This is a genomic window from Rhizobium sp. WSM4643 (genome assembly GCF_025152745.1).
Taxonomy (GTDB): Bacteria; Pseudomonadota; Alphaproteobacteria; order Rhizobiales; family Rhizobiaceae; genus Rhizobium; species Rhizobium leguminosarum_I.
Window position 1 is genome coordinate 259,039 of sequence record NZ_CP104043.1, and the last position, 13,430, is coordinate 272,468.

The 13,430-nt window shown below is 63.2% G+C and carries 12 protein-coding genes, 1 pseudogene and 1 riboswitch; of the genes and pseudogenes, 7 read left to right on the plus strand and 6 right to left on the minus strand.

Translation table 11 applies throughout. The features are described 5' to 3' along the window. From N1937_RS30705 to N1937_RS30725, 5 genes and pseudogenes are all read right to left on the minus strand, one after another. A pseudogene (locus N1937_RS30705) lies at window positions 1–680 on the minus strand (spermidine synthase). 162 nt (window positions 681–842) lie between these two features. Then, the gene (gene thiD, locus N1937_RS30710) at window positions 843–1,652 is read right to left on the minus strand and encodes a bifunctional hydroxymethylpyrimidine kinase/phosphomethylpyrimidine kinase (protein WP_017968399.1); all 810 of its coding nucleotides are present in this window, start codon (window positions 1,650–1,652) and stop codon (window positions 843–845) included. Further along, window positions 1,649–2,284 carry a thiamine phosphate synthase gene (gene thiE / locus N1937_RS30715; RefSeq protein ID WP_170258334.1) on the minus strand — a complete coding sequence of 212 codons (636 nt, stop codon included), beginning with the start codon at window positions 2,282–2,284 and terminating at the stop codon, window positions 1,649–1,651. Before thiE ends, thiD begins: the two co-directional genes overlap by 4 nt. After that, a complete protein-coding gene (thiM, locus tag N1937_RS30720) occupies window positions 2,281–3,084 on the minus strand; it encodes a hydroxyethylthiazole kinase (RefSeq protein WP_222295405.1) in 804 nt (267 codons plus the stop codon). The genes thiE and thiM overlap by 4 nt, the downstream gene beginning before the upstream one ends. Before the next feature lie 51 nt (window positions 3,085–3,135). After that, window positions 3,136–3,232: riboswitch (TPP riboswitch) on the minus strand. A 187-nt stretch (window positions 3,233–3,419) separates the two neighbouring features. Further along, window positions 3,420–4,004, minus strand: a complete 585-nt coding sequence (locus N1937_RS30725; protein ID WP_260060275.1) for a DUF1349 domain-containing protein — start codon at window positions 4,002–4,004, stop codon at window positions 3,420–3,422. Window positions 4,005–4,230: 226 nt separating this feature from the next. Between N1937_RS30725 and N1937_RS30730 the strand changes: the two genes are divergently transcribed. The 6 genes from N1937_RS30730 (at window position 4,231) to N1937_RS30755 (ending at window position 11,344) form a co-directional block, all read left to right on the plus strand. Beyond that, entirely contained in the window at window positions 4,231–5,757 is a 1,527-nt protein-coding gene (locus tag N1937_RS30730) for an ABC transporter substrate-binding protein (protein ID WP_222295403.1), read from the plus strand. Between the two features lie 80 nt (window positions 5,758–5,837). Further along, a complete protein-coding gene (locus N1937_RS30735; protein ID WP_011655191.1) occupies window positions 5,838–6,779 on the plus strand; it encodes an ABC transporter permease in 942 nt (313 codons plus the stop codon). Further along, window positions 6,779–7,648, plus strand: a complete 870-nt coding sequence (locus N1937_RS30740; RefSeq protein WP_222295402.1) for an ABC transporter permease — start codon at window positions 6,779–6,781, stop codon at window positions 7,646–7,648. The genes N1937_RS30735 and N1937_RS30740 overlap by 1 nt, the downstream gene beginning before the upstream one ends. A gap of 50 nt (window positions 7,649–7,698) precedes the next feature. Beyond that, window positions 7,699–8,211 (plus strand): RidA family protein, encoded by a 513-nt coding sequence (locus tag N1937_RS30745; protein ID WP_170261597.1) that lies wholly within the window; start codon window positions 7,699–7,701, stop codon window positions 8,209–8,211. Window positions 8,212–8,279: 68 nt separating this feature from the next. Then, the gene (locus N1937_RS30750; RefSeq protein ID WP_260060276.1) at window positions 8,280–9,476 is read left to right on the plus strand and encodes an aminotransferase class V-fold PLP-dependent enzyme; all 1,197 of its coding nucleotides are present in this window, start codon (window positions 8,280–8,282) and stop codon (window positions 9,474–9,476) included. 32 nt (window positions 9,477–9,508) lie between these two features. Further along, window positions 9,509–11,344 carry an ABC transporter ATP-binding protein gene (locus tag N1937_RS30755; protein ID WP_260060277.1) on the plus strand — a complete coding sequence of 612 codons (1,836 nt, stop codon included), beginning with the start codon at window positions 9,509–9,511 and terminating at the stop codon, window positions 11,342–11,344. A gap of 32 nt (window positions 11,345–11,376) precedes the next feature. Here N1937_RS30755 and N1937_RS30760 read toward each other — a convergent pair whose 3' ends face one another. Further along, on the minus strand, window positions 11,377–12,591 hold the full coding sequence (locus N1937_RS30760; protein WP_260060422.1) for a polyhydroxyalkanoate depolymerase: 1,215 nt from the start codon (window positions 12,589–12,591) through the stop codon (window positions 11,377–11,379). A 123-nt stretch (window positions 12,592–12,714) separates the two neighbouring features. On the opposite strand from N1937_RS30760, the gene N1937_RS30765 reads away from it, so the two are divergent. After that, on the plus strand, window positions 12,715–13,368 hold the full coding sequence (locus N1937_RS30765; protein WP_260060423.1) for a glutathione S-transferase: 654 nt from the start codon (window positions 12,715–12,717) through the stop codon (window positions 13,366–13,368). The last annotated feature ends 62 nt before the right edge of the window (window positions 13,369–13,430 follow it).

Below are 13,430 nucleotides of genomic sequence, written 5' to 3' on the forward strand. Positions count from 1 at the left end.
TCATTTCACCGATTTGACGGCCAGCCAGATGACGTGACGGGCGCCGCCGCGTTTGCCGTTGGCGCGCGTGTTGACCGCATCGACGGCAAACCCGCTGCCCTTGAGACGCCGCGTGAAATCAGGGTCCGGACCGGACGACCAGACGGCGAGCACGCCGCCGGGACGCAGCGCGTCGCGGCGGCGCGAAGGCCGGTGAAATCATAAAGCCGGTCGTTGGATTTGCGGGTCAGGCCGTCAGGGCCGTTATCGACATCGAGCAGGATCGCATCATAAGCAGCCGCGTCGGCGCGGATCGCCTCGCCGACATCGCCCTGGTGGATACCGACGCGCGGATCGTCGAGACAGCCCTGGAAGACTTCGGCCATCGGTCCGCGCGCCCAAACGATCACGGCCGGCACCAGTTCAGCGACGGTGACGCCGGCATCTTTCGGGAGGATGGCAAGAGCGGCGCGCAGGGTGAAACCCATGCCGAGCCCGCCGATGAGCATCCTTGGCTTTGGGTGCGACTTGATCCGATCCCAGGAAAGGGTCGCCAGTGCCTCCTCCGAGCCGCTGAGACGGCTGTTCATCAGCTCGTTGGCGCCGAGCATGATCGAGAACTCGCTGCCGCGCCGCTTCAGCCGCAATTCGCCGTTTTCACCGGGAATGGTCGCGGAATCGAGCTGGATCCATGGCAGCATGACGGCTTCGCCTCTTATGAAAGGGACTGTCCCCTAGCATAGGGCAGGCGACGAGGCCAGCAAGCCGGCTTCAGATCATCCGCACCGACGGGTCCGCCCAGCTCTTGTAAAGCTCGCCCAACGGCCGGCCGTTTCAGTCGGCATGTTTGGTTGAGCGAGTGCCTATTCGCCGCCTTTCCAGAGTGCATGAAAGTGCTGCACCGGTCCATGGCCGGAGCCGACGGTGAGGTTGCCGGCAGCCGCGACCGCGCCGGCGAGGTAATCCTTGGCGATGGCGACGGCCTCCCGCGCCGAGGCGCCCTTGGCGAGCTCGGCCGCCAGCGCGCTGGAGAGCGTGCAGCCGGTGCCGTGGGTGTTCTTGGTCGGCACGCGCCTGGCTTCGAACCAGTGCAGGCCGGCAGCGGTGGCAAGCACGTCGGGGCTCTCGTCGCTGTCGAGATGGCCGCCCTTGACCAGCACCGCGGCCGGGCCAAGCGCCAGCAGGCGCTCGGCCTGCGCCGCCATGTCAGCGCGGTTTGTCGCGACCGGCTGGTGCAGCAGGGCGGCGGCTTCCGGCAGGTTCGGGGTCAGAAGCGTGGCAAGCGGCAGCAGCCGGCGGGTCAGCACGTCGACCGCCTCGGGCGCCAGCAGGGCGGCTCCCCCCTTGGCGATCATGACCGGGTCGATGACGATCGGAATGTCGCGGTGGTCGGTCAGCGCACCGGCAACGGCGTCGGCGATGCCGGCATTGGCGATCATGCCGATCTTGACGGCATCGACGCGCACATCGGCAAAGACGGCATTGATCTGATCGGCGACGAATTGCGGCGGCACCAGATGCACGCCGCTCACCCCTTGCGTGTTCTGTGCCGTCAGCGCGGTCAGCACCGCCATGCCGTAGACGCCGCGGGCGGAAAAGGCCTTGAGGTCGGCCTGGATGCCGGCGCCGCCGGAGGGATCGGAGCCGGCGATCGAGAGAACGTTGCGGATCATGCGCGGGCCTTTCGAATTTCTGCGGCGATGCGGCGGGTGGCCGCTTCGGGGTCGGGCGAACCGCAGATGGCGGAGACGACGGCAAGCCCCCGGGCGCCGGCGGCGAACACCTGGCCGACATGATCCGCCTTGAGCCCGCCGATCGCGACGGATGGCACCGGCGAGGCCTTGACCAGCCTTGCAAGGCCGTCAAAGCCGATCGGCTGCTTGTGATCGGCCTTGGTCGGTGTCGCAAACACCGGCCCGACGCCGGTATAGTCGACCAAGCCAGGATCGACGGCGTTCGCAAGCGCCTCGCTCTCGACCGACAGGCCAAGGATCATCTCGGCACCGACCATGGCCCGCGCTCTGCGCGCATCCATATCCTCCTGGCCGATGTGCAGGCCATCGGCGCCAATGGCGATGGCCGCCTCGACGTCATCGTTGACGATGAGAAGCGCGCCCGTCCCATCCAGCGCCTGTTTCAAGGCGCGGCCGGTCTCGATCATCCTGATGGTGCCGGCATTTTTGTCACGCAACTGCACCATGGTGGCGCCGCCGGCAACGGCAAGGCGCGCGGTTTCGACCATGCCGATCCCGGCGCAGAGGTCGGGGTCGAGGACGAGATAGAGCGAAAGGTCGAAAGCCTTCATGCGGCTGATATCCTTGCCCGGGCATCCAGCGTTTCGGCGTCGAGCGCGGCCAGCGCATCGAGGAAGCGCCAGGAGAAGGAGCCGGGGCCGGCCGCCCCAAGGGCGGCCTCCTCGCCGGCGATGGCGAAGGTTGCAAGGGCTGCGACCGTCGCGCCGAAGATATCCTGAGGTGCCGTCGCGGCAAAGGCGCCGACGAGGCAGGTGAGCGAGCAGCCGAGTGCCGTGACCTGCGGCATCAGGACCGATCCGCCTTCGATGCGCACGGCCCGCTCGCCGTCGGTGACGAAATCGACGGCACCGGTTACGCTGACGACCGCCCGCTGCCGCTCGGCAAGCCATCGCGCCGAACCTTCCGCCTGCTCGACCGGGTCGCGGCTGTCGACCCCCTGGCCGCGGCTTTCTCCGCCGGCAAGCGCGATGATCTCGGATGCGTTGCCGCGGATGATGGTTGGGCGCAGCGCCAGCAGTTCGGCGACCGCATTGCGGCGGAAGGCGGTGGCATAATGGGCGACCGGATCGAGCACCCAGGGTTTGCCGGCTGATGTCGCCGCCTTCGCAGCCGCCCGCATGCCGTCGATCCATTGCGTCGACAGCGTGCCGATATTGATTGTCACAGCGCTGGCGATCGCGGCGAATTCGCCGGCTTCTTCGGCGGCATGCACCATGGCGGGCGAGGCGCCTGATGCAAGCAGGACATTCGCGGCGATGTTCATGGCGACGTAATTGGTGATGCACTGAACGAGCGGCGGCTTCTCGCGCATCGCCTTCAGCATCGCTCCTGGTGTGGTCCTGGTCTGCATATGGCCCCTTTTCAGGCGGGGGCGCGCACGGGGCGGTTCGTGCGGACGGTGCCGCGGCCCCGAGCGACTCCCTCCGCCGGCATTACCCGGTTCAGGTTCGAAGGGTGCTTCTCAGCCCGTCTTCCGACGGGCGCCCCTGTCTCTCATCACGCCCTTTTTCGCAGAGAATGGGTCGGATGTCATCTCGAAAATGACGGTCCTGCGACCGGCGCGGCGCGATGACGATGAACGATTTTAAGAGATGCGCACCCCGCGGATAATCTCTGCCGGGGTGCCTCTTGGACTCCACTATCTGGATTCGTATATTGCCGTCGAGAATACGACATCGAAATCCCCTAGCTCAAGGCATGCAGATTCGTCGTAATCGCCAGCCCAATCGAAAACTCCGAAAACCGCACCGTCAACCCACTCCGCTCTGGCGTGCAAGCAGTCGGCCCCACCTCATAGAGCTCGGCAGCCGGGAAGGGCGCTAACCGCAGCAGCGGCCAAAAACTGCCATCGCGCGAAGCCTGGATGCGCATCGCGCCGTTGGCGACGGTGACGCGGATGCGGAAATCTTCCAATTCCCGGAAGGGCTGAGCGACGGACCAGTCGGATTTGCCGTCGGTGACGACGGTGCTGAGGAAGGCTTCGCCGTCGGTGAACTCGACGCCTGTTTTCATCCAGCGTTTCTCGTCGATGCGCACCATCAGGCCGGCCTGGTCGTAGAGGGTGCGGAATTCGCCCTGGACGCGGATCTGCGCGGTGAAGCCGTCGGTGGTGGGAAAGGCGAGGAAATGGCCGCTGTCGCGGGTGAAGCCGTAATGGGTTTCTCGCCAGAAATCGGTTTTCTCATCGGTGGTCAAGGTAAGGCCGGCTTCGTTCGCCTGCCAGTGTGCGGGCTCGTTCAGCCATTTGCCGTCATTGAAGTCGATGCTCATCCTGTTCTCCCGTTCCGTTGAAGCCTCACCGCAGGGCGATCGCCTCACCTTGGCATAATGCGCGGCCGTGGTGCAGGCCGGCGCAGCCGAAGATTGTGTGTTTTTCCGGCGTCCGGCTATCCGCCCTAGCATAATCCGTCGCTCGTGCTTGACAGGATCGATCCATCTCCTATTCTGTTACAAAAAGATGAATTACATAATTGTGGAACTAAACGGGAGCTCTCACATGAAAACACTGGTCGCATTCCTTGTCGGCACTGCGCTCGTCGCCCTGCCTTCGACACTCCTTGCCCAGGAAAAGGGTGGCGTCATTAACGTCGCGACGATTGGCGAACCGCCGACGCTCGATCCGATGTCGTCGACGGCCGATCTGGTCGGCATCGTCACGCAGCACATTTTCGAAACGCTCTACACCTTCGACAAGAGCTGGAACGTCACGCCGCTTCTGGCCGAAAGCCTGCCTGAGATCAGCGCCGACGGCAAAACCTATACGATCAAGCTCAGAACCGGCATCAAGTTCCACGACAATACCGATATGACCTCGGAAGATGTCGTCGCCTCGCTTGGCCGCTGGATGAAGATCGCTTCGCGCGGCAAGCAGGTGGCCGGCTTCATCGAGTCCGTCACCGCCGTCGATCCGGCGACCGTCAAGATTGCGCTGAAGCAGCCCTATGCGCCGCTGACCTCGCTGCTTGCCTTCAACAATTCGGCCGCGATCATCATCCCGTCGGAAAAGCAGGACGAGCCGATGAAGGACTTCATCGGCACCGGTCCCTACATGCTGAAGGAGCGCAAGGCCGACCAGTATATCCAGCTCGTCCGTTTCGATGGCTATAAGTCACGCGAAGGCGACAGCAATGGTTATGGCGGCGCCCGTCATCAATATCTAGATGAGATCCGCTTCGTGCCGGTGCCGGATCCGAACACCCGCGTCGAAGCCGCTGTTTCCGGCCAGTATGATTATGTCGACTCGATCCCCGTCGAATCCTACGACAAGCTGAAGGCTTCGACCGCCTCGCAGCCGATCATCCTCAAGCCCTTCGGTTATCCGGTCTTCGTCTTCAACACGAAGGAAGGTATTGCCGGGAATGTCGAGGTCCGCAAGGCGATCCGCCAGGCGCTCAGCATGGAAGACATGCTTGCCGCCGCCTTCGGCAGCAAGGATTTCTATGCGCTCGACGGCGCGATCTATCCGAAGACCTTTGCCTGGTCGACCGATGCCGGCGTCGAAGGCGCTTATAATGTCGCCGATCCGGAAGGGGCGGCGGCCGCCGCCAAGAAGGCCGGCTACAACGGCGAACCGATCCGTATCCTGACCAGCCGCCAGTACGAATTCCACTACAAGATGGCGCAGGTCGCCGCCGAATATCTGAAGCTTGCCGGCTTCACCGTCGATATGCAGGTTGTGGACTGGGCGACGCTGACCCAGCGCCGCACCGATCCGAAGCTCTGGGATATCTACATCACCCATAGCCCCTTCCTGCCGGAGCCGGCGCTGATCGGCTCGCTCTCGACCAGTTCGCCGGGCTGGTGGGATACGCCGGCCCGCAGGGCCGCCGTCGATGCCTTTACATCGGAAGTCGATCCGAAGAAGCGCGTGGCGCTCTGGGCCGATGTCCAGAAGGCGATCTATGCCGATGCACCCTTCATGAAGATCGGCGACTTCAACGCGGTTTCGGCGGAATCGACCAAGCTCGAAGGCGTCGATCCGGCTCCGTGGCCGTATTTTTGGAATGCTTCGATCAAGAAGTAAACATCGCCAGCGATACCGGCCCGTCGTGGCCGGTGTCAGTCTTCTTTTTTGCAGAATCTGCAAGGGTTTGCCAGACATTCATGATACGCTACATCCTCCAGCGCCTGTTCGGCATGATCGTCGTGATGTTTCTCGTTGTCACGATCGTCTTCGTCATCGTGCGTGTGACCCCGGGAGATCCGGCCGCCGTCATGCTCGGGCCGGATGCGACGCCGCAGGATATTGCCGACCTCAGGTCCCGGCTCGGCCTCGATCAGTCGCTCGGCCTGCAATATGTCTATTATATCGGCCAGATGCTGAGAGGTGATCTCGGCCAGTCGATCTTCCTCAACATGCCCGTCACCTCGGCCTTGCTCGACCGGGCGGAGCCGACCTTCTTCCTGACGTTGTTTTCGCTCGCAATCGCCAGCATCATCGCCCTGCCGATCGGCATCTATGCCGCCTATCGGCGCGGTTCCTTCATCGATCAGGCGGCAACGACGCTCGCGATGTTTGCCGCCAGTATTCCGAGCTTCTGGCTCGGCTTGATACTGATGCAGTTCTTCGCCGTCAGGCTCAACCTCTTCCCGGTCTCGGGTTATGGCGGTCCGGGCTCGACCTTTCTCGATCGGATGTATCATCTGACGCTGCCTGCCTTCGCGCTCGGCATCGTCTCCTCGGCGCTGATCCTGCGCTTCACCCGCGCGTCGATGCTCGATGTGCTCGGCGACGATTATATCCGCACCGCCCGCGCCAAAGGGCTGATCGAGCGCCGGGTAATCCTCAAGCACGCGCTGAAGAATGCGCTGATCCCGATCCTGACGGTGATCGGCCTGACGGCAGCCGTGCTGATTTCAGGCGCCGTCGTCACCGAGACTGTCTTCGGCCTGCCGGGTGTCGGCAATCTTGTCGTCTCGGCGGTGCTGCGCCGCGACTATCCCGTCATCCAGGGGGCTCTGCTCGTCATCGCCGCCCTCTACGTGCTGATCAATTTTGCGATTGACATGCTCTATCTGCTGATCGATCCGAGGGTGCGCTACTGATGGCCGATATCGCAATTAAATCAGTCGAAGGCGAGGGCAGCAAATTCGCCAGGCGCCTGCTGAAGCGCAAGACGGTCGCCCTGGGTCTGTTGATCCTGACGATCTTCGTGCTTCTGGCGGTCCTCGCACCTCTTGTCGCGCCCTATTCGCCGTCGAAGCTCTCCATCGTCAATCGGCTGAAGCCGCCGAGCGGCACCTTTGTCTTTGGCACCGACGAATTCGGCCGCGACGTCTTCTCACGGACGATCTTCGCCGGCCGCCTGTCGCTGCTCGTCGGTGTTGCGGTCGTGACCTTGTCGGCCGTGATCGGCGTGACGCTCGGTCTGCTTGCCGGCTTCTTCCAGAAGCTTGATACGCCGATCGCCCGGCTGATCGATGCGATGATGGCATTCCCCGATATTCTGCTGGCGATCGCGCTCGTCGCCGCCCTCGGCCCGTCGTTGACGACGGTGATCATCGCGCTGTCGATCGTCTATGCGCCGCGCCTTGCCCGCATCGTCCGCGCTTCGACGCTGGTCATTCGCGAACTGCCCTATGTCGAGGCGGCGAGGGCGCTTGGCATTTCGACCTTCCATATCATGACCCGGCATGTCCTGCGCAATCTGCTGTCGCCGATCCTGGTGCAGGCGACGTTCCTTTTCGCCAGCGCCATGCTTGCCGAAGCCGGCCTGTCTTTCCTCGGCCTCGGCGTCAGCCCCGAAATCCCGACCTGGGGAACGATGATCGCCGCCGGCCGCCAGTATATCGGCCAGGCCGACTGGATGACGCTGTTTCCGGGCGTCGCCATCATCCTCTCCGTCCTGTCGCTGCAGATGGTCGGCGACGGCCTCAGGGACATGCTCGATCCGAGACTTCGCAAGGATCTTTAATCCGCCGATCAGGCGTCGGCCCAATCGAAATTCGTCAAATCGAAAATTGCATGACAGGAGTTTGCGTGAATCAGTTTCCCACCGCCGCCGGCAAGGTCGAGAACTCGCCTTACGAACGGCTTGCTGCCCTCGGCATAACGCTTCCGCCGCCGCCGCCGCCGATCGCCAATTTCGTCACGCACGTGATCGAAGGCAATATGCTCTACCTCTCCGGCCAGGGCCCGCGCGAGGCCGACGGCTTCCTGCATGCCGGCAAGGTCGGCGGTGGCATCAGTGTCGAGGGGGCCTATGGCCATGCGCGGCTGACCGGCATCAACCTGCTTGCCGTCATGCAGGATGCGCTCGGCGATCTCTCCCGGGTCAAGCGGGTGGTCAAGCTGCTCGGCATGGTCAATGCCGTGCCTGATTTCGAGGATCATCCGAGCGTCATCAACGGCTGCTCGGATCTGCTGATCGCAGTCTTCGGGCCCGCCGGCGAACATGCCCGCTCGGCCGTCGGCTTCGGCTCGCTGCCCGGCAACATCACCGTCGAGATCGAGGCGATCGTCGCCTTGCACGGCTGATGGAAGCTCGACACATTTGATCGACCGCCCCATGTTTCGTTTTTCGACCCAGAATCCTGGAGACCTCCATGTCCACTGATATCCGCCCGTCGCTTGGCCTCCGCCCTGTCATCAATGTATCGGGCACGATGACCAGCCTCGGCGCCTCGATTGTCGTTCCTGAAGCGATCAGCGCGATGGCATCGATCCTGCCGCACTTCGTCGAGATCAACGACCTGCAGCGCAAGGCAAGCGCCGTCATCGCAAGGCTGACCGGCGGCGAGGCGGGCTTCGTCACCGCCTCCTGCTCGGCCGGCATTTCGCTGGCTGTCGCCGGCGCGATTACCGGCAATAACCTGCTGGCGATCGAGAAGCTGCCGGATGTCGTGCCGGAGAAGAACGAAGTGCTGGTGCAGATGGGCCATGTGGTCAGCTACGGCGCCCCGGTCGACCAGGCGATCCGGCTTACCGGCGGCAAGGTCGTGCTTGTCGGGCAGGCGACCTCGACGCATCGCTTCCACATGGAAAACGCCATCACCGACAAGACCGCCGCTGCCGTCTATGTCGTCTCCCACCATGTCGTCGATTACGGCCTGCTGAATCTCAAGGAATTCGTCGAGATTGCCCATGCCAAGGGCGTGCCCGTCATCGTCGATGCCGCCTCGGAATATGATCTCAGGATTTTCCTGGAGCAGGGGGCCGACATCGCCCTTTACTCCGGCCACAAATTCCTCGGCGGCCCGACCTCGGGCATCGTTGCCGGCAGAAAGGAGCTGGTGCGCCACGCCTTCCTGCAGAACATGGGCATCGGCCGCGGCATGAAGGTCGGCAAGGAGAGCATCTTCGGCGTCATGGCAGCACTCGAGGCCTGGGAAAACCGCGACCATGCCGGCATCCGGGAACGCGAGACCGGCTATCTCAACCTGTGGAAGCGCACGCTCGACGGTCGCCCGGGCGTCACCGCGCTGATCGAGCCCGACCCGACCAACAATCCGCTCGATCGGCTGCGCCTGATCGTCGATCCTGAGCAAGCTCACATCACCGCCTGGGATCTGGCCGATGCGCTTGCCAAGGGCAGCCCGCCGATCATCGTGCGCGATCACGAGGTGGAGCACCGCTATTTCTATCTCGACCCGTGCAATCTGCACCCGGGCGAGGAGACGGTCGTCGCGGAGCGCCTGGCGCAGGAACTCGACAAGGCGCGCGCCTCCAACGAGATCATCGCAACGGCGATCGAGAACCGCAGCAGACACCGCTTCGACGGTGTGCTGCGCTGGCCGGATTGATCCGCCGCTTACCCGTCGCAAGAGGAACCACCATGGCCAGCGCCCAAATGCAACCGATCCAGACGACCACCGACGTTCTTTCCGTCGAAGGGCTGACGACATCCTTCCTGGTGGACGGCGTCTGGAAACCGGTCGTGCGCGATGTTTCCTTCACGGTGGCGCCAGCGGAGACTGTGGCGATTGTTGGCGAATCCGGCTCGGGCAAGAGCGTCACATCGCTCTCGATCATGCGGCTGCTGCAGGCGGATACGAGCCGTGTCGAGGGCCGCGTCATGCTCGGCGGACGCGACCTTCTTGCCCTACCGGAAAATGCCATGCGGCAGGTGCGCGGCAACGAGGTGGCGATGATCTTCCAGGAGCCGATGACATCGCTCAATCCGCTCTTCACCATCGGTGACCAGATATCCGAAGCGCTGCTCTGCCATTCCGATATGAGCAGCGCCGATGCCAAAGCCGAGACGATCCGGCTGCTGGAAAAGGTCCGCATCCCCTCGGCTGCCTCGCGCTTCGGCGAATATCCGCATCGTTTTTCCGGCGGCATGCGCCAGCGGGTGATGATCGCCATGGCGCTCGCCAGCCGGCCGAAACTGTTGATCGCCGACGAGCCGACGACGGCACTCGACGTGACGATCCAGGGCCAGATCCTCGATCTCATCAAGATGCTGCAGGACGAGGAGGGAACCTCCGTTCTGTTCATCACCCATGATATGGGCGTCGTTGCCGAGATCGCTGACCGGACGGTGGTGATGTATCGCGGCGAACAGGTGGAAAGCGGCGCCACCGCCGATATCTTCCACCGCGGCAAACATCCCTATACGAGAGCGCTACTGTCAGCCGTGCCGGTGCTCGGCTCGATGCAGGGCAGGCAACGGCCGCTGCGCTTTCCCGTGGTCAATACCGCAACGGGTGAATCAGACATTCCCGCCGAGGTCACCGATACGGTGGCAGTGACGCCCGTCCTGCAGGTGAAGAACCTCACCAAGCGCTTCGACATTCATTCCGGCCTGTTCGGCCGGCTGACCAGCCGGGTGCATGCCGTCGAAAACGTCTCCTTCGATCTTCATGCCGGCGAGACGCTGTCGCTCGTCGGCGAATCCGGCTGCGGCAAATCGACGACCGGCCGCGCCATCATGCGGCTGATCGAGCCGCAGGCCGGTTCCGTTCTCGTCGAGGGCAGGGAGGTGCTCGGCCTCGACAGGAAGGATCTGCGCGAGATGCGCAAATCCGTACAGATGATCTTCCAGGATCCGTTTGCCAGCCTCAATCCGCGCATGACGGTCGGCGCAGCTATCGCCGAACCCTATCTCGAGCACAGGATGGGCAACGCGAAACAGGCAAAGGATGTCGTCGCCGATCTGCTGGTGAAGGTCGGTCTGTCCTCGGATATGGCCGCCCGTTATCCGCATGAGTTTTCCGGCGGCCAGCGCCAACGCATCTGCATCGCCCGCGCGCTCGCCTTGCAGCCGAAGGTCATTGTCGCCGACGAAAGCGTCTCGGCGCTCGACGTCTCGATCAAGGCGCAGGTCATCAACCTGATGCTCGACCTGCAGCAGAGCCTCAACCTCGCCTTCCTGTTCATCTCGCACGACATGGCGGTGGTCGAGCGCGTCAGCCATCGCGTAGCGGTGATGTATCTCGGCGAGATCGTCGAGATCGGCCCGCGATCCGCGGTCTTCGAAAATCCGCAGCATCCCTATACGAAAAAACTCATCGCGGCAGTGCCGGTGCCGGATCCCGACCGTCGCCACGAAAAGCGGATGGTGGCGAATGACGAGATCAAGAGCCCAATGCGCCCGGTCGACTATCAGCCTGCAAGCACGTCTTATCGCGAAGTCGGGCCGGGCCACCTTGTCATGGCGGATCGCTAAGACTTGCCATCGCGTTTCGGATCTGACGGGCGCTATTCCATCGCCAGGATCATGTTGCGCACGACGGGGTAGATTTCCCCCTCCCAGCGGCGGCCGCTGAAGACGCCGTAATGCCCGACATTGGCCTGAAGATGATGGCGCTTCAGATGCGGGCGCAACGCACGACAGAGATCGTGCGCGGCCGAGGTCTGGCCGAGCGCGCAGATATCGTCGCGCCCGCCCTCGACGGTCAAAAGCGCCGTGTTGCGGATCTGGCCGGGATCGACCTTGCGGCCATGATGGGTCAGGTCGCCGGTCGCGATTTCCGCCTTCTGGAAGACGCGTTCGATGGTTTCGATGTAGAATTCTTCGGTGAGGTCGAGCACGGCGAAATATTCGTCGTAGAAATTCTTGATCTTGCTGGCCTCGGCCGTCTCGCCCTTCGCCAGATGGTCGTAGAGCTTGCGATGGGCGTCCTGGTGGCGCTGCATGTTCATCGACATGAAGGCGACAAGCTGGAGGAAACCGGGATAGACGCGCCGTCCCGCACCCCGATAACGCCAGGGAACGCCCGTGATCAGCGAGTTCTCGAACCAGGCGAGCGATTGCGATACGGCAAGCTCGTTGACCTTCGTCGGGCTCTCGCGCGGATCGATCGGACCGGCCATCAGCGTCATGGTCCGCGGGGTGGCCGGATGCCGCTCTTCCGACATCACGGCGACGGCGGCAAGCGCCTGCACGCAGGGTTGGCAGACGGCAAGGATATGAGCGCCCGGACCGATCTCCTCCAGGAAATGCATAATATAGTCCACATAGTCGTCCATGCCGAAGCGTCCGGCCGACAGCGGCACGTCACGGGCGTTGGCCCAGTCGGTGATATAGACGTCGTGGTCGCGCAGCAGGGTCTGCACGGTGCCACGCAGCAGCGTGGAAAAATGGCCGGACAGCGGTGCGACGACCAGCACCCGCGGCCGCTTTGCATCGGTGTCCGTTGCAAAGCGCAGCAGCGTGCCGAAGGGCATGTCGAGCACGGTCTCGACAGTGACGGGCATCACGCGATTGCCGATCATGACCGACGTAATAGCGAAATCCGGACGTTGGTGAGTGATCTCGAAGCGTGAGATCATCTCCAGCGCGGCGGCGAAGTGCCGTCCCATTTCGCTGCCGGATCCCCAGAGCGCTGTCGCGGAGAAGATCTGCAGGCGGCGCGCCAGATCGCGGAGCGGCGCGATGATATCATCCTGGAACTGATAGGCCTGGTAGAGCATGGCCGAAATCTCCCGCACTGCCGCATCGATGCGGCAGTGCAAAAAATGCTAGTGGAATATCTCCTGCCATGCGAGAAGATTATCGAGGAAGAAGCAACATTGTCCGACAAGGATACAAGCCCGATGTCGCAGGCGGCACTGACGATTTCCTCGAAAAACTACTCATCATGGTCTCTGCGCGGCTGGCTGCTGTGCCGGATGGCCGGGCTGGACTTCGCCGAAGTCCTTGTGGAACTGGATGACGAGGCGCGCCAGGAACTGCTTCTGCTTTCACCGTCGGTTCTGGTGCCGAGGCTGACCCATGACGATGTGACGGTCTGGGACACGTTGGCGATCGCCGAATATCTCTATGAGGTCGCGCCCACTGCCGGGCTCTGGCCCACCGAGCGCGCGGCGCGCGCCCGCTGCCGGTCGGTTTCGGGCGAGATGCATTCGGGTTTCCACAATCTGCGCTCGGCATTGCCGATGAACCTCAAGGCGCGGCATGCGAGCTTCAAGATATTTTCGGGCGCGCGGCCCGATGTCGAGCGTGTCAAGGCGATCTGGACCGAATGCCTCGAGGCAAGCGGCGGCCCGTGGCTGTTCGGGATCACGCCGACCGTGGCCGATGCGATGTATGCGCCGGTCTGCACCCGATTCCGCACCTACGCGGTGGAACTCGAACCGCAGCTCGAAGCCTATGTCGAGACGGTGCTGTCCTGGCCGCTGATGGGTGAATGGACGGAGGGAGCGATGGTCGAGCCGGATGAGATCGTCGAGTTGGAAGTCGAGTTCTGACCGGAACGCGGCGGTGCGGCTCCGCATCGACTTTCACGCGACGAATTAAGAGTTGCCTGCAA

Coding starts and splice junctions, on each gene's coding strand:
- thiD (WP_017968399.1), bottom strand. CDS start 1,652: ATGATCCGCAACGTTCTCTCGATCGCCGGCTCCGATCCCTCCGGCGGC.
- thiE (WP_170258334.1), bottom strand. CDS start 2,284: ATGAAGGCTTTCGACCTTTCGCTCTATCTCGTCCTCGACCCCGACCTC.
- thiM (WP_222295405.1), bottom strand. CDS start 3,084: ATGCAGACCAGGACCACACCAGGAGCGATGCTGAAGGCGATGCGCGAG.
- N1937_RS30725 (WP_260060275.1), bottom strand. CDS start 4,004: ATGAGCATCGACTTCAATGACGGCAAATGGCTGAACGAGCCCGCACAC.
- N1937_RS30730 (WP_222295403.1), top strand. CDS start 4,231: ATGAAAACACTGGTCGCATTCCTTGTCGGCACTGCGCTCGTCGCCCTG.
- N1937_RS30735 (WP_011655191.1), top strand. CDS start 5,838: ATGATACGCTACATCCTCCAGCGCCTGTTCGGCATGATCGTCGTGATG.
- N1937_RS30740 (WP_222295402.1), top strand. CDS start 6,779: ATGGCCGATATCGCAATTAAATCAGTCGAAGGCGAGGGCAGCAAATTC.
- N1937_RS30745 (WP_170261597.1), top strand. CDS start 7,699: ATGACAGGAGTTTGCGTGAATCAGTTTCCCACCGCCGCCGGCAAGGTC.
- N1937_RS30750 (WP_260060276.1), top strand. CDS start 8,280: ATGTCCACTGATATCCGCCCGTCGCTTGGCCTCCGCCCTGTCATCAAT.
- N1937_RS30755 (WP_260060277.1), top strand. CDS start 9,509: ATGGCCAGCGCCCAAATGCAACCGATCCAGACGACCACCGACGTTCTT.
- N1937_RS30760 (WP_260060422.1), bottom strand. CDS start 12,591: ATGCTCTACCAGGCCTATCAGTTCCAGGATGATATCATCGCGCCGCTC.
- N1937_RS30765 (WP_260060423.1), top strand. CDS start 12,715: ATGTCGCAGGCGGCACTGACGATTTCCTCGAAAAACTACTCATCATGG.